This window comes from Mycobacterium sp. (genome assembly GCF_965229105.1).
Lineage (GTDB): Bacteria > Actinomycetota > Actinomycetes > Mycobacteriales > Mycobacteriaceae > Mycobacterium.
The window spans coordinates 2,213,454-2,230,697 of sequence record NZ_OZ245858.1 but is presented as its reverse complement, the minus strand read 5'-3'; the positions used below and the strand labels follow the sequence as shown (position 1 = coordinate 2,230,697).

17 protein-coding genes are annotated in these 17,244 nt (G+C 66.2%); 11 read left to right on the top strand and 6 right to left on the bottom strand.

Translation table 11 applies throughout. The features are described 5' to 3' along the window. Nucleotides 1-18 precede the first annotated feature (18 nt). From ADBZ9O_RS10775 to ADBZ9O_RS10760, 4 genes are all read left to right on the top strand, one after another. Entirely contained in the window at nucleotides 19-1,314 is a 1,296-nt protein-coding gene (locus tag ADBZ9O_RS10775; protein ID WP_526530998.1) for a magnesium transporter MgtE N-terminal domain-containing protein, read from the top strand. Further along, a complete protein-coding gene (locus tag ADBZ9O_RS10770) occupies nucleotides 1,311-1,931 on the top strand; it encodes a DUF1003 domain-containing protein (protein ID WP_526530996.1) in 621 nt (206 codons plus the stop codon). The genes ADBZ9O_RS10775 and ADBZ9O_RS10770 overlap by 4 nt, the downstream gene beginning before the upstream one ends. A 120-nt stretch (nucleotides 1,932-2,051) precedes the next feature. After that, entirely contained in the window at nucleotides 2,052-3,386 is a 1,335-nt protein-coding gene (locus tag ADBZ9O_RS10765; RefSeq protein WP_526530994.1) for a lytic transglycosylase domain-containing protein, read from the top strand. 26 nt (nucleotides 3,387-3,412) lie between these two features. Continuing rightward, complete coding sequence (locus ADBZ9O_RS10760) at nucleotides 3,413-4,549, top strand: P-loop NTPase (protein ID WP_526530992.1); 1,137 nt, start codon at nucleotides 3,413-3,415, stop codon at nucleotides 4,547-4,549. Between the two features lie 101 nt (nucleotides 4,550-4,650). Here ADBZ9O_RS10760 and tatB read toward each other — a convergent pair whose 3' ends face one another. From tatB to sigE, 4 genes are all read right to left on the bottom strand, one after another. Continuing rightward, entirely contained in the window at nucleotides 4,651-5,106 is a 456-nt protein-coding gene (gene tatB / locus ADBZ9O_RS10755) for a Sec-independent protein translocase protein TatB (protein ID WP_526530990.1), read from the bottom strand. 1 nt (nucleotide 5,107) lies between these two features. Next, nucleotides 5,108-6,616, bottom strand: coding sequence for a serine protease HtrA (gene htrA, locus ADBZ9O_RS10750; RefSeq protein WP_526530988.1), 1,509 nt, complete (start codon nucleotides 6,614-6,616; stop codon nucleotides 5,108-5,110). Between the two features lie 75 nt (nucleotides 6,617-6,691). After that, nucleotides 6,692-7,093, bottom strand: coding sequence for an anti-sigma E factor RseA (gene rseA, locus ADBZ9O_RS10745; RefSeq protein ID WP_526530986.1), 402 nt, complete (start codon nucleotides 7,091-7,093; stop codon nucleotides 6,692-6,694). Between the two features lie 123 nt (nucleotides 7,094-7,216). After that, nucleotides 7,217-7,855: an RNA polymerase sigma factor SigE gene (sigE, locus tag ADBZ9O_RS10740; protein ID WP_526530984.1), complete on the bottom strand. Its 639-nt coding sequence runs from the start codon at nucleotides 7,853-7,855 to the stop codon at nucleotides 7,217-7,219. A 333-nt stretch (nucleotides 7,856-8,188) separates the two neighbouring features. Here sigE and ADBZ9O_RS10735 point away from each other — a divergent pair, with 333 nt between their 5' ends. The 7 genes from ADBZ9O_RS10735 to ADBZ9O_RS10705 all read left to right on the top strand — a co-directional run bounded on the left by ADBZ9O_RS10735 (nucleotide 8,189) and on the right by ADBZ9O_RS10705 (nucleotide 14,583). Beyond that, nucleotides 8,189-8,854: an O-methyltransferase gene (locus tag ADBZ9O_RS10735; RefSeq protein ID WP_526530982.1), complete on the top strand. Its 666-nt coding sequence runs from the start codon at nucleotides 8,189-8,191 to the stop codon at nucleotides 8,852-8,854. A 44-nt stretch (nucleotides 8,855-8,898) separates the two neighbouring features. Further along, entirely contained in the window at nucleotides 8,899-9,954 is a 1,056-nt protein-coding gene (locus tag ADBZ9O_RS10730) for a class I SAM-dependent methyltransferase (protein ID WP_526530980.1), read from the top strand. Between the two features lie 74 nt (nucleotides 9,955-10,028). Beyond that, on the top strand, nucleotides 10,029-10,709 hold the full coding sequence (locus ADBZ9O_RS10725; RefSeq protein WP_526530978.1) for a TetR/AcrR family transcriptional regulator: 681 nt from the start codon (nucleotides 10,029-10,031) through the stop codon (nucleotides 10,707-10,709). After that, complete coding sequence (locus ADBZ9O_RS10720) at nucleotides 10,681-11,634, top strand: ABC transporter ATP-binding protein (RefSeq protein ID WP_526530976.1); 954 nt, start codon at nucleotides 10,681-10,683, stop codon at nucleotides 11,632-11,634. Before ADBZ9O_RS10725 ends, ADBZ9O_RS10720 begins: the two co-directional genes overlap by 29 nt. Next, nucleotides 11,631-13,271: an ABC transporter permease gene (locus ADBZ9O_RS10715; protein ID WP_526530974.1), complete on the top strand. Its 1,641-nt coding sequence runs from the start codon at nucleotides 11,631-11,633 to the stop codon at nucleotides 13,269-13,271. The genes ADBZ9O_RS10720 and ADBZ9O_RS10715 overlap by 4 nt, the downstream gene beginning before the upstream one ends. A gap of 22 nt (nucleotides 13,272-13,293) precedes the next feature. Next, nucleotides 13,294-13,968, top strand: coding sequence for a methyltransferase family protein (locus ADBZ9O_RS10710; RefSeq protein WP_526530972.1), 675 nt, complete (start codon nucleotides 13,294-13,296; stop codon nucleotides 13,966-13,968). Between the two features lie 87 nt (nucleotides 13,969-14,055). After that, nucleotides 14,056-14,583, top strand: a complete 528-nt coding sequence (locus ADBZ9O_RS10705) for a DUF4126 family protein (RefSeq protein WP_526533048.1) — start codon at nucleotides 14,056-14,058, stop codon at nucleotides 14,581-14,583. A 7-nt stretch (nucleotides 14,584-14,590) separates the two neighbouring features. On the opposite strand, the gene ADBZ9O_RS10700 is transcribed toward ADBZ9O_RS10705, so the two are convergent. Together ADBZ9O_RS10700 and glgC are read right to left on the bottom strand one after the other, a co-directional pair. Further along, complete coding sequence (locus tag ADBZ9O_RS10700; protein WP_526533046.1) at nucleotides 14,591-15,832, bottom strand: diguanylate cyclase domain-containing protein; 1,242 nt, start codon at nucleotides 15,830-15,832, stop codon at nucleotides 14,591-14,593. A 110-nt stretch (nucleotides 15,833-15,942) separates the two neighbouring features. Further along, entirely contained in the window at nucleotides 15,943-17,157 is a 1,215-nt protein-coding gene (gene glgC / locus ADBZ9O_RS10695) for a glucose-1-phosphate adenylyltransferase (RefSeq protein ID WP_526530970.1), read from the bottom strand. Nucleotides 17,158-17,244 lie beyond the last annotated feature (87 nt).

Sequence of the window (17,244 nt, the reverse complement as noted above, 5' to 3'; positions counted from 1 at the left end):
ACTCCTACCCTTTGTGTCATGTCGTCGGTCAACAGGGTGTACGCGGCTCGCCTCGCGGGTCTGGTGGTCCTCGGACCCGACGGTGAGTCGCTAGGCCGCGTTCGCGACGTCGTCGTGAGCATGAGCATCGTGCGCCAGCAGCCTCGGGTCCTGGGTCTGGTCGTCGAATTGCTCACGCGCCGAAGAATTTTCGTACCGATCCTGCGGGTCACGGCGATCGAGCCGCATGCGGTGACGTTGATCACCGCGAACGTCTCACTGCGCCGGTTCGCTCAGCGCCCAGGTGAGGTGCTGGTGGTCGGGCAGGTGCTCGATACCAGGGTCCGCGTCGACGATCCCGAACTCACGCAGCTCCAAGCCGTCGACGTCGTCGTCACCGATCTGGGTATCGAGCAGATTCGGTCCAGGGACTGGATCGTCACCAGGGTGGCGGTGCGCAGCCACCGCCGACTTGGCCGACGGACCTCGGTCTATGTCGTCGAATGGCAGAACGTGCAGGGCCTGACCCCGTCGGCCCTGGCGATGCCCGGCCAGGGCGTGGCACAGCTGTTGCACCAGTTCGAGGATCAGCGGCCCGTCGAGGTCGCCGATGCCATCCGCGAATTACCGCCGAAGCGCCGCAACGAGGTGGTCAACGCGCTCGACGACGAGCGCCTGGCCGACATCCTGCAGGAGCTGCCCGAGGACGACCAGACCGATCTGCTGATGCAGCTCGAGACCGAACGTGCGGCCGACGTGCTCGAAGCGATGGATCCCGACGACGCGGCCGATCTGCTGGGTGCATTGAACCCGACCGAGCGCGAAGTGCTGCTGGCCCGGATGGATCCCGAGGATTCGGATCCGGTCCGGCGGCTGCTCAAACACTCGCCCGACACCGCGGGCGGTCTGATGACATCAGAGCCGGTGGTGCTGGCGCCCGACACCACCGTCGCCGAAGCGCTGGCCCGGGTCCGCGACCCGGACCTGACCCCCGCGCTGTCATCGCTGGTGTTTGTGGCGCGACCACCGACGGCCACCCCGACCGGACGATATCTGGGCTGCGTCCATCTGCAGCGACTGCTGCGCGAACCGCCGGCCTCACTGGTCAGCGGGATGATCGACAAGGACCTGCCCAACCTGACCCCCGAGATGTCGCTGGCGGCCCTGACCCGCTACTTCGCCGCCTACAACCTGGTCTGCGGACCGGTAGTCGACGAAGAGAGCCATCTCCTCGGCGCGGTGACCGTAGACGACGTTCTCGATCACCTGCTGCCCCACGATTGGCGGGAACGCGAAGATGAACCAGAGCTACCCGTGACAGAAGCTGCGACATGAGCGAGATCTCCGCCCGCCAGCGCCTCGACACCCCGCGCAGCTCACGGCGCTTCGCCATCAACATCGATCCTGAGGCCGCGGGCAGGCTCAGCGAGTCGTTTGCCCGCTTCCTCGGAACTGGTCGCTACCTGCTGATCCAGACCGTCTTCGTCATCGTCTGGATCATCCTGAACCTGGCCGCGGTGAATCTGCGCTGGGATCCGTATCCGTTCATCCTGCTCAATCTGGCGTTCTCGACTCAGGCCGCGTACGCCGCGCCGTTGATCCTGCTGGCACAGAACCGCCAGGAGAACCGCGACCGGGTGGCCCTGGACGAGGACCGTCGTCGGGCGCAACAGACCAAGGCCGACACCGAATATCTCGCCCGTGAGCTGGCGGCCCTGCGGTTGGCCGTCGGTGAGGTGGCCACCCGCGACTACCTGCGGCGTGAACTCGAAGAGCTGCGCGAGATGCTGACGGCGATGCAGCCGGACAAGCCTGCCAAGCCGCCGAAGTCCAAGCGACACAAAGCCGAAGCCAGGGAAACGAGCACCCCGCAACCGGCCGGTGACCTCAGTCAACCGAGCGGACAATCCGACGACCCAGCCGACGTCGCGGAACCCGAGAATCAGGTCTGACCGCCGGGGCGCAAACAGCAGGGACCATTGTTGCCACAGGGGTCACAAGAGTATGTATGGTGACTTGGTTCACAGGTCTCAACCGGGTTTCCAACGGGTCACAAAATCAAGGGCGGTCGCGTGCGCATAGGGAGAGGCTTGGGCGCCCGCCCGACCCTCGCGAGTGCGGTGAATTCTGCCCGGACCCAGATGTCCAAGGCGGCCCGCGGACCCGCTCTGGGGATCGCGGTCATCACCCCGCTCATCCTCGCTGCGGCGGTCGGCGCTTCCGGCCCGACGAACGCGGGCCTGGCGACCGCACCGCCCGTCCGCGATGCGGATGTCACGCCACTGGCGGCCGTCGCCCCGGTCCCCCCGGAGATGAACGGGCCGACGGTGATCGCCGTCCGCCGGACACCGACGAACTTCCATATCGCCGCCTCGACGCAGGCCGCCCCGCCGCCAGCGGTCGTGGTGACCTCACCCGGTGCGCTGCGCATCCCCGCGATGGCGCTGAGCGCCTACCGCAATGCCGAGATGATGATGGCCCGCGCGTATCCCGCGTGCGGTATCAGCTGGAACCTGCTGGCCGGTATCGGCCGGATCGAGTCGATGCACGCCAACGGCGGCGCCACCGACGCCCGCGGTAACCCCGTGCGTCCGATCTACGGTCCCGCCCTGGATGGCACCCTGCCCGGCAACGAGATCATCGTGGCGGGCAGCCAAGCCGGCCGGACCAACTACGCGCGGGCGATGGGGCCCATGCAGTTCCTGCCGGGCACGTGGTCGCGGTACGCCTCCGACGGTGACGGTGACGGTAAGGCCGACCCGCAGAACCTCTATGACTCCGCGCTGGCCGCCGCCCGCTACCTGTGCAGCGGCAACCTGAACCTGCGCGATCCCTCGCAGGTGATGACCGCGATCCTGCGCTACAACAACTCGGTCGCCTACGCGCGCAATGTGCTCGGCTGGGCGGGGGCGTATGCCACCGGCGTCGCGCCCGTTGACCTGCCGCCGATCAACGGTCCCATCCCAGCCATGGGCGACGCGCATCTGGACAACCCCGAGGGCCTGGGTCCCGGGCTGCCGGTCAGCGCCATCGGACTGCCCGCCGGGGATCCGCTGTCCCAGTTCTCGATCTTCAGCCTCGGCCAGTCCGATGTCGCAAACCGGTTGCCGGTCCCCCCGGGACCTGCCGCCGGTCCAGCGGACACCACGCCGCTCACCGCGCCCTGCGTCATCTTCTGCATCAGCTCGAATTCCGCGCCGGTGCCACCGGCGCAGCCTGCCGATGCGTTCCCGCCGGGGTTCGTGCCGCCACCCGACGCGGTGCCGGCTGCCCCGGAGGGCCTGCCCGGGCTACCGCCCCCAGCTCCGGCGCCGTTCAACCCCTTCGCACCGCCCCCGCCGCCGGCGCCCGAGCCGGTTCCCGCTGCGCAGCTCCCCTTGGGACCGCCGCCCGGTCCAGCCGCCTGACCCCGACGCCTAGACTGTGCGTTGATATGAGCGACACAGAACTCCAGTCGGCAGTGCGGTCCGCGCTGGCCAAGGTGATCGACCCTGAACTGCGGAAACCGATCACCGAACTCAATATGGTCAAGGCCATCGAGGTCGGACCCGACGCCGGTATTCACATCGAGATCCTGCTGACCACGGCCAGCTGCCCGAAGAAGACTGAGATCACCGACCTCGTCGCCAAGGCCGCCACCGATGTCCCCGGCACCGGCGCCGTCAAGGTCTCCCTCGGCGTGATGAACGACGAACAGCGCACTGAGCTGCGCAAATCGCTTCGCGGTGACGCGGCTGAACCCGTTATTCCGTTCGCCCAGCCCGGTTCACTGACCCGGGTGTACGCAGTGGCCTCCGGTAAGGGCGGCGTCGGCAAATCGAGCGTGACGGTCAACCTCGCCGCCGCCATGGCCGCACGCGGACTGTCGGTCGGTCTGCTGGATGCCGATATCTACGGCCACTCCGTGCCGCGCATGATGGGCACCGACGAGCGTCCCACCCAGGTCGAGTCGATGATCCTGCCGCCGATCGCCCATGAGGTGAAGGTGATTTCGATCGCCCAGTTCACCCAGGGCAATACCCCGGTGGTCTGGCGCGGACCGATGCTGCACCGCGCTCTGCAGCAGTTCCTCGCCGACGTCTACTGGGGCGACCTCGACATCCTGTTGCTCGACCTCCCACCCGGCACCGGCGACATCGCGATCTCGATCGCCCAGCTGGTGCCCACCGCCGAGATCCTGGTGGTGACCACCCCGCAGCTGGCGGCCGCCGAGGTGGCCGAGCGGGCCGGAGCGATTGCATTGCAGACGCGCCAGCGGGTCGCCGGCGTGGTGGAGAACATGGCCGGCCTGGTCCTGCCCGACGGATCGACGATGCAGATCTTCGGTGAAGGTGGCGGTCAGCGGGTTGCGGAGTCGCTGTCGCGCGTGGTCGGCGCCGACGTGCCGCTGCTCGGCCAGGTTCCGCTGGATCCAGCGCTGGTGACCGCGGGCGACTCCGGGGTGCCGCTGGTACTCAGCGCACCGGATTCCGCGGCCGGTAAGGAATTGCAGAAGATCGCCGACAGCCTGTCATCGCGACGGCGTGGGTTGGCTGGGATGTCGTTGGGACTGGACACCACCCGTCGATAGTTCGGTTCGCCGAGATCGTCAACCGGCAACTTTGACATAGCACCCACGTTCGACATTTGTGCGAAATGTGCGACGCCAGCGCTCAACCAACGGCCTGGAAATCAGGTGGCGTCGCTGTCGAACGGGGTGGGGCGCTCGCCCGGCGGCACTGTGGTGTCGGACTCGGGAGCGGCGGGCGACCGCAGTGCGGCACCGGGTGCCACGATGATATCGGCGGGTTTCTCCGCGGTGCTGTCGATCGCCTTCTTGGGTGGGTTGGTGCCGTCGAAATTCCCCGTCAGGAACGAATCATCGCCGTCGAGAAGGTGTTTCGTGATCGCAGCACGCGGCGTCATCCCACGCAGCTTCTGCAGCTCGCTCAACGGCTGTCGCAGATCGTCGAACTCGGGACCGAGATCGTCGCGCAGCTGGCTGGTAGCACCGCTGATGTAATCGCGGGCCTGCTTCACCGTTCCGGCGGTCCAGCGGATCGCGCCGGGCAGCCGCTCGGGGCCGAGCACGACCAGGCCGATGATGACCAACACCAGCATCTCGCCCCAGCCGAGGTTGGCGAACACCTCAGCTGTCCGGCGTCGGGGTCACCTGCAAGGTCACATGACGGCCGTCGCGGACCACCTCGATCGGAGATGCCTGCCCGATCGGCAGCTGGCGTACCGCAACCGTCATCTCGTCGGCGTCGGCGACCGTGCGGTTGCCGACCTTGACCACAACGTCGTTCTCCAGGATGCCTGCCTTCTCGGCGGGCCCCCCGGCCTTCACATTGGCCACCTGGGCACCGGAGGCAAGGTCATTGCTGACCGAACGCGCACTCAGGCCGAGCGTCGGGTGCGAAATCTTGCCGTCCTTGATCAACGCGTCGGCGACCTGCTTGACCTCGTTGACCGGGATCGCGAAACCAAGGCCGCTGGCGCTGTCCGAGAGCGACTTGCCTGCGGTGTTGATTCCGATGACGTGCGAATCCATATCGATCAGTGGGCCACCGGAGTTGCCGTGGTTGATCGAGGCGTCGGTCTGGATACCGTCGATGACGGTGTCGGTATCGGATCCGTCACCGGAGAGCGGAATCGGGCGGTGCAGCGCACTGACGATGCCGTGCGTGACCGTGCTGCGCAGACCCAGGGGCGAACCGGCGGCGATCACCTCTTCACCGACCCGCACCTTGTCGGAGTCACCGAGCTGCGCCACGGTCAGGTTGTCGACGCTATCGACCTTGAGGATCGCCAGGTCGGTCTTGGGGTCGCGGCCGACCAGGTTCGCCGGAGCTTCCTTGCCGTCGTTGAAGACGACGGTCATCTTGTACTGGCTGGGATTCTGCGCCGCTTCGGAGATCACGTGATTGTTGGTGACGACGTAGCCGCGGCCATCGATGACGACACCGGAGCCCTGCGAACCCTCTTGATCGCTGACCGCCTCGATGGTCACCACCGAGTTGGCCACCGACGCCGCAACCTGCGCGAACCGTCCGGTGGGCATATCGCCGCTATCGGCGGTGGACAGTGTCACCTTCGACGTGGTGAAGGCCTCGACGACTTCGGCAGTTTTGCGACCGACCCAGCCACCGGCCAGTCCGATCACCAGAGCCACGACCCCGAGGATCGCCAGTGCGGTGTAGGAGACTTTTCCGCCGAACAGCACGTCGCGCACGCCGAGCTTGCCGCTGGGCCCGCTGACGACCTCAGGGGCCACTTGGGCGACGGCCGGGGTGCCCAGTGCGGCGGGTGCCGCCGGGTCGCGCCACGGGTCGTCTGGCTCGTCGAGACTCTTATCCCTTTCGGCGTCGAGCGCACCGGCGTCGACAGGGTGGCGTTGCAGCGACTCGCCACCGAGGTAGGGCCGGCCGAAGGCCTCTTCTAAGACAGGGTCCGGCGGTTGGTCGCGGGGCTCGTACTCGCCGCCGTCCTGGAACTTCTTCGGCCGCAGATCTGCAGCCACGAAGGATCCGTCGACACCGTCGGGCCTGCCGAACGTGCGGCGGGAGGCGTCGTCAACGGGCGGTCGAGAGACGGGACGGGGCGCCAGGCGAGGGCCAGCCGACCCCTGGGCGGAGTTGTCCTGATTGGAACTCAAATCATCCTCTTCTGCAGCGAGGGCTCTTCCTAGCGCATGCGCCCGACCCTTGGGCCGGGTCCGGCACGCTCCACCCTACCGGCGACGACGCCGACTACGAGTTGCGTCGTCGGCTAATTCGCCGGTCAGCGGTCCCACAGCGTCATCAGGCGGGATGATCGGCGCGTGTGGAATCTGCGACAACATGCCCAGCAGCGTGCTGGGAATGTTGACCGGGCAAGAGTCCCGCAACGCGGTGCGGGCCTGCTTCTGCGCCTCCACCTCGGCGCCGCACTGCGCACACATCGAAAGGTGATGGGCGGCGCGCAGGTGGGCGTTCATCCTCAGCTCACCGTCGACAAAGGCGGCGATGGCCTCGGTCGAGAGATGCTCCGTGGAGCCAAAACGCCTGGCCCCGACCGGTGCGTCGCTCTGCGACGCGAACTGGGAGGGTAGCCAGGAGAACGCCCGACGGAACACATGTCCCCGGTCGAACATCACCGGCCCCCTTTCCTGGCTGATCGTGACTGATCTCAGATCTCCATCTGACATGCGCTACTGCGCCTCTTTCGAATGTAGCGCGCCAAAGGGCACTGGACACTGCAAGACAGCAGGAAATAGTTACGCCGAGTTGGCGGCGAAACCCGGGTCCTGTGGATGTGCTGCCAAATAGTCGCGGAGCGCCTGGCGCCCGCGGTGGATGCGGCTGCGGACGGTGCCCAGCTTCACGCCCAGCGTCGCGCCGATTTCCTCGTACGACAAACCTTCGATATCGCACAGGACAACAGCGGCACGGAATTCCGGTGGCAGCGAGTCAAGGGCGGCCTGAAGATCAGCCCCGAGCCGGGAGTCGTGATAAATCTGCTCGGGGTTCGGCTCGTCGGCGGGCACGCGGTCATAGTCCTCGGGCAGCGCTTCCATGCGGATGCGGCTGCGACGGCGGACCATGTCCAGGAACAGGTTGGTGGTGATGCGATGCAGCCACCCCTCGAACGTCCCCGGCTGATAGTTCTGCACCGACCGGAACACACGGATGAAGGTTTCCTGCGTCAGGTCCTCCGCGTCGTGCTGGTTACCGGAGAGACGGTAGGCCAATCGGTACACGCGGTCGGCGTGCTGGCGAACCAGCTCATCCCACGACGGCATCGAGGCGATATCGCCGGTGGCGTCGAAAACCGCAGTTCCCTGCAGTTCCTCCGACGGCTCTACCCATCCCGAGTCCTCGATCAGCTCGCGGTTGGGCATATTCGTGCGGACCATCGTTGTGTCGGTCGTCAGACCCTCCTGGTCAGGACTGCCGAATCGGGCCGGCAGGTCATTGCTCCGGACAACATGGAGATGCTCTGGGCTATTCCCGGCCCGAAAGCCGCCACGTTCCATGCGCCATACCGTTGTCTATCGGCGTGTGGCGCGCATATGAGCAAACTTAGGTTTTCCTGAGAAAGCGTGCGTCAGGCCGGTTGTCCTGCGGCGATAGCGCACATTACGAATAGGTGACGGTCCTTACTTCCGGCGTGTCGTCTCGGCGAGGCGCGGCCCTGGAATCGGGCGCGCCTGCCCAGCCGTGCCAGGGGTTGGCTCTACGCTGCGGGAATGGCCTCTGCAGATGAATCGCCCGGCCAGAGTCGGGCCAGTGTGGCCGAATCGCTGGTAGCCCACGCCGAGGGATCGATCTCCGAGGATGCGGTGTTGACCGCCGCCCGCGAACGTGCCGATGACATCGGAGCCGGGGCCGTCACCCCGGCCGTCGGGGCTTTGCTGTCGATGCTGGCCAGGCTCAGCGGCGGCAAAGCCGTTGTGGAGGTCGGCACCGGCGCAGGTGTGAGCGGGCTGTGGCTGCTCTCGGGGATGCGGGTGGACGGGGTACTCACCACCATCGATATCGAACCCGAGCACCAGCGGATCGCCAAACAGGGCTTCGTCCAGGGCGGTATCGGCCCGTCGCGCACCCGGCTGATCAGCGGCCGCGCCCAGGAGGTGCTCACCCGGCTCGCCGACGGGTCCTACGATCTGGTCTTCATCGACGCCGAACCGCTCGATCAGCCGGACTTCGTCATCGAAGGGATCAGGCTGCTGCGGCCCGGCGGTGTGATCGTCGTGCACCGCGCGGCGCTCGGCGGACGCGCGGGTGACCCGGCTGCACAGGACGCCGAAGTGACCGCGGTACGGGAAGCGGCCCGGCTGATCGCCGAGGATGAACGGTTCACGCCGGTGCTCGTCCCACTCGGCGATGGCATCCTCGCGGCGGCCCGGGACTGAGCCGGCCTTGATAAACCGTGCCGAATTCGGGTAGCTAGGTACCGATGGGCAACCACCAGCACGAAAGTTCCGCGCCGCTGCGCGAGTCGATGACCCGACGGTTGTACCGACGTTCCGCGGTGGAGGGCCGCATCAGCTTGCCAGCGGTACCCGGCATGATCGATGACTACGTGACGATGTGCGGCATTGTGTTCGCCGACCTCGGACGGATGTTCAGCGACGAGGAGCTCGCTCATCTGAGGTCGGTGCTGGAGCAGCAACTCGCTGTGGCGTACAGCAATTCGCCCAGGGCGACCGTCAACATTTCCTATCAAGCGCCGTCGGCGTCAGTGCTGAATTACGAAGTCACCACCGAATGGTCCACGCTCGAAGAGGCCTATGAACGGTGGCTCAGCACTAGAGAGCCACCCCTGTTCGGCAGCCAACCGGACGCGCGGGTCTTGGCGCTGGCCAATGAAGCAACGGACCCCGCCGCTCACCCGATCCTCGACATCGGCGCCGGCACCGGGCGCAACGCCTTGGCGTTGGCTCGTCGCGGACACCCCGTCGATGCCGTCGAGCTGACGCCGAAGTTCGCCGAGGTGATCGCAGCTGACGCTGCGCGCGAATCGCTCAACGTGCACGTCCTCGAAGGTGACGTGTTCACCTCTGCCCTCGACCTGCGCCGCGATTACCAGCTGATCCTGCTCTCGGAAGTGGTATCGGATTTCCGCACGACGCGGCAGGTGCGCAGTGTCTTCGAACTGGCCGCCGAGTGCCTGGCCCCCGGCGGGCAGCTGGTCTTCAACGCGTTCCTGCCCAAACCCGGTTACCAGCCCGACGACGCGGCCCGCGAACTCGGGCAGCAGTTCTACACCTCGATCTTCACCGAGGACGAGATCGCAATGGCCGCAACCGGGTTGGCCCTGGAACTGATCGACGACGTCTCGGTCTACGACTTCGAGAAGGCACACCTTCCCGAGGGCGCATGGCCGCAGACGAGTTGGTACGAGCAGTGGGTCAGCGGCCAGGACGTCTTTGACGTGCCGCGCGATGATTCCCCGATCGAGCTGCGCTGGCGGGTCTACCGGAAATCGGCGCCACCCGACCCCGGGTACTGATCGAACTTTTCTGTCGCATTCCTGGGTGGCCACCCCCTTGACTGCACACTGAACACACGTTTAGCATGCTGAACATGCGTTCAGTGGACCACGCCGACAAGACCACCCCCGCCCGCATCCGCGATGCGGCCATCGAGCAGGTGGGTCAGCACGGTTTCGACGTGGGCCTGCGCGCCATCGCGGAAGCGGCCGGGGTGAGTGCGGCACTGGTGATTCACCATTTCGGCTCCAAGGACGCACTCCTGCGGGTCTGCGACGACTACATCGCCGAGGAGATCCGCAGCGAAAAATCCGAGGCGCTACAGTCCCACGATCCGGCCACCTGGCTGACCCAGGTCGCCGAGATCGAATCGTTCGCGCCGATGATCGCCTATCTGGTTCGCAGCATGCAGTCCGGCGGCGACCTGGCGAAGACGTTGTGGCGCAAGATGATCGGCAACACCGAGGGGTATCTCGAAGACGGTGTCCGGGCCGGGACGATCAAGCCGAGCCGCGACCCCAAAGCCAGGGCCAAATTCCTGGGTATCATCGGCGGCGGCGGCTTCCTGCTGTATCTGCAGATGCACGACACCCCAACGGATCTGCGCGCTGTGCTGCGCGACTACAGCAACGACATGATGCTGCCGGCCCTCGAGATCTACACCAACGGCCTATTGACCGACCCCACCATGTACGACGCCTTCGTGGCTCAACAAGAGAAATCGGCAGAAACCCCAGGAGACAACCATGACAACGACGTCTCGGCCAAACCGTGACCGCTCCTCGACCGGCCGCGCGGCCATCGAGGTCCGCGGACTGACCAAATCCTTCGGCGCGGTGCGGGCATTGGACCGACTCGACCTCACCGTCGACGAGGGTGAGGTGCACGGCTTCCTTGGACCCAACGGTGCCGGCAAATCCACCACCATCCGGATCCTGCTCGGCCTGGCTCAGGCAGACGGTGGGCAGATCCGCCTCCTCGGTGGCGACCCGTGGCGCGATGCCGTTTCGCTACACCGACAGATCGCTTATGTGCCAGGCGATGTCACGCTCTGGCCGACGCTGACCGGCGGGGAAACCATCGACCTGCTGGCCCGGATGCGTGGCGGTATCGATACCACACGACGCGCGGAGCTGATCGAACGTTTCGACCTCGACCCGCGGAAGAAGGCCCGCACTTACTCAAAAGGCAACCGCCAGAAGGTCTCTCTGGTCTCGGCTTTCTCCTCGAACGCTCGCCTACTACTGTTGGATGAGCCCAGTTCCGGCCTCGACCCGTTGATGGAGAACGTCTTCCAGCAGTGCGTCGCCGAAGCGCGGGATCGCGGTACCACGGTCCTGCTGTCCAGTCATATCCTCGCCGAGACCGAAGCGCTATGCGATCGGATCACCATCATCCGGGCGGGCCGAACCGTCGAGAGCGGCACGCTGGAGTCCATGCGGCACCTGAGCCGGACCTCGATCAAGGCCGAAATGGTGCGGGATCCAGGCGATCTGGCCCGCATCACCGGCGTCACCGATATCAGCTTCGACGGCCACACCCTGCGGGCGCAAGTCGACAGCGAGAGCATCGGCGAGCTGATCCGGGTGCTCGGTGATGCCGGGGTGCGCAACCTGGTCAGCCAACCGCCGACGCTGGAGGATCTGTTCCTGCGCCACTACGGAGTTTCCGGCCCCTCCCCCGAGGGCGTGCCCGCATGAATACCGCCACACTGGACCGCCCACCGCGGCCCGCTCATCGCACGTCGGCGCGCACGGGGAATTTCGCCGGCACGCTGGGGCTACTGCGCTTGAACCTGCGCCGGGACCGGATCGTCGCACCCCTGTGGATCCTGCTGCTGTCGGTGCCGTTGTCGACGGTGTACGTCGGCGGCGTGAACGCGGTCTACCCAACGGACGCCGACCGGGCCAACTTCGCGGCGTCGATCATGGCCAGCCCGGCGCAACGGGCGCTCTACGGCAACATCTACAACGACAGCCTTGGCGCCGTGGGGATTTGGAAGGCCGGGATGTTCCATCTGCTCATCGCGGTAGCGGTGATACTCACCGTGATCCGGCATACCCGCGCCGACGAGGAGACCGGCCGCACCGAGTTGATCGACTCGACCGCAGTGGGCCGTCATGCCGCGTTGACCGCAGCACTGCTCCTGACATCGGGTGCGACGTTGTTGACCGGTCTGATCGGCATCGCCGGCTTGCTCACCCTCGATATCCCGGCGGCCGGGTCGATCGCCTTCGGCTTCGCCCTGATCGGTTCGGGGCTGGTGTTCACCGCGGTGGCGGCAGTCGCCGCACAGCTCTCACCGAGCGCCAGGTTCGCCAGGGGTGCGGCGTTCGGCGTACTGGCAGCGGCCTTTACCCTGCGCGCCGTGGGTGATGCCGGTGCAGGCACACTGTCCTGGCTGTCACCGCTTGGCTGGTCGCTACAGGTCAAACCATTTGCCGGGGACCACTTTTGGATCCTGGGACTGCATATCGCGGCAAGCGTGCTACTCACGCTGCTCGCCTACCGACTGCTGGCCCACCGCGATGTGGGCGCGGGCCTGATCGCCGAACGGCTCGGCCGCCCAGCGGCGGCACCGACGTTGAGCGGGCCGCTAGGGCTGGCCTGGCGACTCAGCCGTGGCGCGCTTGTCCTGTGGACGATTGGGTTGTGCATCTACGGACTGCTGGTCGGCAGCGTCGTGAACGGTGTCGGTAGCGAGATCGGCGATAGCGGTGTAGCCCGCGAGATCGTCGCACGCCTGGGCGGAACCGACGCCATGGAGCAGGCGTTCATCACCGTCGCGTTCACCATGCTTGGCATGGTGGCGGCCGCGTTTGCCATCTCGCTGACGCTGCGGTTGCATCAGGAGGAATCGAGTCAACATGCCGAACCGGTGCTGGCCGGTGCGGTCAGCCGAATACGGTGGCTGGCAAGTCATCTGATGATTGCGGTGCTCGGCTCCGGCCTGGCCATGCTGATCGCCGGACTGGTCACGGGGCTGACCTACGGTGCGGCGGCGCACGATATCGGCGGAAAGCTGCCGACGGTGCTGGCCACCGCTGCCGTGCAGTTGCCAGTGGTCTGGCTGCTCGCGGCCGTGACAGTCGCCCTGTTCGGTGTGTTGCCCCGATTCACCCCGGTGGCCTGGGGCGTATTGGTCGGGTGCATTGCGCTGTACCTGCTGGGCTCACTGGCCGGCGCCCCGCAGTGGCTGCTCGACCTCGGGCCGTTCGCACACACGCCGCGCATCGGCACCGATTTCACCGCGGCCCCCCTGCTCTGGCTGCTGACCGCCGATGTCGCCCTGATGACGTTGGGCGTCATCACTTTTCAACGCCGCGACCTGCGCTAGTTCCACCTGAGGGAGGACAGCCATGAAACTCGTCATCCAGTCCGTCGTGTCGATGGTCTTCGGCATCCTGTTCTTCGGCGTGGCGCTGTTCCTGCCCGCGTGGACGTTCCACTATTGGCAGGCGTGGGTTTTCATCGCAGTGTTCACGGCATCGACGATGGGGCCGAGCATGTACCTCGCCGTCTGCAAACCGGAGACATTGGCGCGGCGCCTGCATGCCGGCCCGACCGCCGAAACCAGGCCGCGGCAACGGATTGCGATCGCGGCCACCGTGGCGATGGTGGTGGCCCTACTCGTGGTCAGCGCCCTTGATCATCGGTTCGGCTGGTCGTCGGTGCCGACACCGGTCACCGTGATCGGCTTTGCGCTCGTTGGGATCGGGCTCACCCTCGCACAGCTGGTGGTCATCCAGAACAATTACGCCGCAGCGACTATCACCGTCGAAGACGGCCAGCCGTTGGTGTCCTCTGGCCTGTACGGCATCGTCCGCCACCCCATGTACGTCGGCGCGCTGGTGATGATGCTGGGCACGCCCCTTGCGCTGGATTCGGTCTGGGGCCTGCTCGTCGTGATTCCCGCCCTGTTGGCGCTTGCGTTACGGATCGTCGACGAGGAGGAGCTGCTCACCGACGAGCTCGACGGCTACCGCGACTACCGCACGCACGTGCGTTACCGGCTGATTCCTCACGTGTGGTGAGGTTGCGGCGGCATACTGAACAGCGTGGAGGGGCTGCTGACGGGGCTGGGGCTGGCGACCGCTGCGGGTCTGAATGCCTATATCCCCATGCTGTTGCTCGGCCTCGCAGCCCGCTTCACCGATGTGGTGTCGCTACCGAACGGGTGGTCGTGGCTGGAGAACGGCTGGGTGCTGACCATCGTCGCTGTCCTGCTGGTCGTCGAGGTCATCGCCGATAAAGTGCCTGCGCTGGATTCGGTCAACGACACCATCCAGACCTTCGTCCGGCCCACCGCGGGCGGCATCGTGTTCGGCTCAGGTACGGCCGCTCAGACCGCGGCCGTCGCCGACCCCGGTGAATTCGCCCAGTCGGGCAAATGGATACCCGTGGCGATCGGCGTCGTCATCGCGTTGGCGGTGCACCTGACGAAATCCGCGGTCCGGCCCGCGGCCAACGTGGCCACCGCCGGGGTGGCGGCCCCGGTGCTGTCGACGATCGAAGATATCGCCAGCGTCGGTTTGGTGATCGTCGCGCTACTGGTCCCAGTGCTGGTGCTCGTCATCATCGTCGCGCTGGCGTTGGGGGTGGTCAGACTGTGGCGCAGGCGACGGCGTAAACGAGCACCGGCCGGCTGAATCCGGCTCACTCCCTACCGAAGATGCGGTACCCGTTTCTGCCCGCCTGCTTGGCTCGGTAGAGGGCCGCGTCGGCGGCTCGCAGCACACCATCAACGTCCGTACCCGCGCCGGGGACGAAGGCGATCCCGACGCTCAATCCGATATTGATCGGCACGCCGTCGAGGTCCATCGGCGCCGCAACTTCGCGGATCATGCGTTGCGCCAACGTGATCGCGGCCTCGGGCTGCGTCGCGGAGCAGACCTGGATCGCGACGAATTCGTCCCCACCACGGCGCGCCACCGTGTCTCCGCTGTCCACGCAGGATCGGAGCCGGTGCGCCACATCCTGCAGCACGGCATCGCCGGCTCCATGCCCGAACCTGTCGTTGACCTGCTTGAATCCGTCGAGGTCCAGGCAGAACAACGCGAATTCCGTCGCATTGGCCAGCAGCAGGTCCAGCCGTTCGTACAACAGCGCCCGGTTCGGTAGCTCGGTCAGTGGGTCGTGGGAGGCACTGTGCACCAGGCGGGTCTCAAGTTCCTTGCGGCGGGCGGTCCCCCGCACCGACGTGACATAGCCGTCCTGTTCACCGGTGACGGGGTCCCTGGTGGCCTGGACGAAGGCCTCCAGCCAGACCCAGGAGCCGTCCTTGTGCTGGTGTCGGTGCTCGGTGGTGAAGCTGCCGATGCTGCCGTCCATCAGACCGCGCATCATCGCGGTGAACTCGGGAAGATCGTCCGGATGCACGAAACCACTTGCCCTGGTGCCGACCAGTTCCTCCGGCCCGAAGCCCAGAAGCGAACGCAGGGAGGGCGACACATACTGCCGAATACCGTCGAGACCACCTCGGACCAAGGTGTCCGCCGAGTTCTCGACCAGTGTCCGGTACAGCGTCACCTGCTCTTCCAACGCGCGCTTCTGGAATTGTGCGCGCAGGCGCGCGGACGCGATCGTGGCTAGGTCGTCGAGTCGGCGGCGGCGGTCCTGGTCAACAGCGCGGGCAACGGTGTCGGTGAGGCACAGCACTCCAGCCGGAATACCCGGTTGGCCGAAGATCGGTGCGGCGGCGAAAAATCGGATGCCGCCAGGCGCGACCACCCGTGGATGCTGGGCCAGCTCGGCCTCGCGCAGGGCATCCTCGACGATCAATACCGTTCGGGGACAGGGCCAGGGCTGGCCAAGCGCCGCGAGGATCTCGGCTGCCACGGGTTCGGGATCGCCGGTGCCGTCGTCGAGACAGATGAACGCCCGCTCAACCCCGAACAGGGACTGGGCCGTCAGGCACAGCGCATCGAAAAATGTTTCGGTGGAATCGGTGTCACGCGTGCGATCGTCGGACTTCGTCTCCCCCGCGCTTCGGTCAAAATTGCCGAGGCTCAGATCCAGACGCCTTTGCCGACGGCGACGATCCCGCCTGCACTCACTGCGAACTTCTCACGGTCCTTGTCCAGGTCGACGCCGACCATCTCACCCGGTCCGACGACAACGTTCTTGTCCAGGATCGCCTTACGCACCACAGCGCCGCGGCCGACCCGAACTCCCGGGTGCAGCACACTGCCCTCGACGATGGCGCCGTCCTCGATCACCACGTTCGACGACAACACGGAGTTACGCACCGAGGCGGCGGAGATGATGCTGCCCGCACCGACAACCGATTCCTGCGCGGACCCACCGTTGACGAACTTGGCGGGGGCCAGGTTCTCCGAGCCGCCGCGGATCGGCCAGCGCTTGTTGTACAGGTTGAACACCGGATGCACCGACACCAGATCCATGTGGGCGTCATAGAAAGCATCGAGGGTACCGACGTCACGCCAATAGCCGTGATCGCGTTCGGTGGAGCCGGGCACCTCGTTGTTGTTGAAGTCGTACACCGATGCCATGCCGTCCGTGACCAGGCGCGGGATGATGTCGCCGCCCATATCGTGATCGGAGTGGTCCTCGTCGGCGTCGGCCCTGATCGCGTCGATCAAGACCTTGGTGGTGAAGATGTAGTTGCCCATCGACGCGAACGTCATCTCGGGATCATCCGGCGTACCGGGCGGGTCGGTCGGCTTCTCCACCCATCCACGGATCCGGCCGGACTCGTCGGCGTCGATGCAGCCGAACGCCGATGCCTCGGCCCTGGGCACCCGGATACCCGCGACGGTCGCCCCGGCGCCGGTATCGATGTGATGCTGCAGCATCTGCTCGGGATCCATCCGGTACACGTGATCGGCACCGAAGATGACGATGTAGTCGGGGTCTTCGTCGTAGATCAGGTTCATCGACTGGTAGATGGCGTCCGCCGAGCCGGTGTACCAACGCGGGCCGAGGCGCTGCTGCGCAGGCACCGGAGTGATGTACTCACCGGCTAGCCCCGACAGTCGCCAGTTCTGCGAAATATGGCGATCCAGCGAATGCGATTTGTATTGCGTGAGAACGCAGATCCGCAAGAATCTCGCGTTCACCAGGTTTGACAGGACGAAGTCGATCAACCGGTAGCCACCGCCGAAAGGAACCGCGGGCTTTGCCCTGTCGGCCGTCAACGGGTACAGCCGCTTGCCCTCCCCGCCGGCCAGGACGATACCCAGCACGTGTGGCGCTTCCCTCATACGACAAACCTATCGGCCACCGCGGACTGCGGCTAGGGCAACGGCCCGATTGGCATCACTTCTTCTGCGGTCTGACGGACTGTCCGT

Coding starts and splice junctions, on each gene's coding strand:
- ADBZ9O_RS10770 (WP_526530996.1), top strand. CDS start 1,311: ATGAGCGAGATCTCCGCCCGCCAGCGCCTCGACACCCCGCGCAGCTCA.
- ADBZ9O_RS10720 (WP_526530976.1), top strand. CDS start 10,681: ATGACAACGACGTCTCGGCCAAACCGTGACCGCTCCTCGACCGGCCGC.
- ADBZ9O_RS10710 (WP_526530972.1), top strand. CDS start 13,294: ATGAAACTCGTCATCCAGTCCGTCGTGTCGATGGTCTTCGGCATCCTG.
- ADBZ9O_RS10760 (WP_526530992.1), top strand. CDS start 3,413: ATGAGCGACACAGAACTCCAGTCGGCAGTGCGGTCCGCGCTGGCCAAG.
- rseA (WP_526530986.1), bottom strand. CDS start 7,093: ATGTTCGACCGGGGACATGTGTTCCGTCGGGCGTTCTCCTGGCTACCC.
- glgC (WP_526530970.1), bottom strand. CDS start 17,157: ATGAGGGAAGCGCCACACGTGCTGGGTATCGTCCTGGCCGGCGGGGAG.
- sigE (WP_526530984.1), bottom strand. CDS start 7,855: ATGGTCCGCACGAATATGCCCAACCGCGAGCTGATCGAGGACTCGGGA.
- ADBZ9O_RS10715 (WP_526530974.1), top strand. CDS start 11,631: ATGAATACCGCCACACTGGACCGCCCACCGCGGCCCGCTCATCGCACG.
- ADBZ9O_RS10735 (WP_526530982.1), top strand. CDS start 8,189: ATGGCCTCTGCAGATGAATCGCCCGGCCAGAGTCGGGCCAGTGTGGCC.
- ADBZ9O_RS10730 (WP_526530980.1), top strand. CDS start 8,899: ATGGGCAACCACCAGCACGAAAGTTCCGCGCCGCTGCGCGAGTCGATG.
- ADBZ9O_RS10775 (WP_526530998.1), top strand. CDS start 19: ATGTCGTCGGTCAACAGGGTGTACGCGGCTCGCCTCGCGGGTCTGGTG.
- ADBZ9O_RS10725 (WP_526530978.1), top strand. CDS start 10,029: ATGCGTTCAGTGGACCACGCCGACAAGACCACCCCCGCCCGCATCCGC.
- ADBZ9O_RS10705 (WP_526533048.1), top strand. CDS start 14,056: ATGCTGTTGCTCGGCCTCGCAGCCCGCTTCACCGATGTGGTGTCGCTA.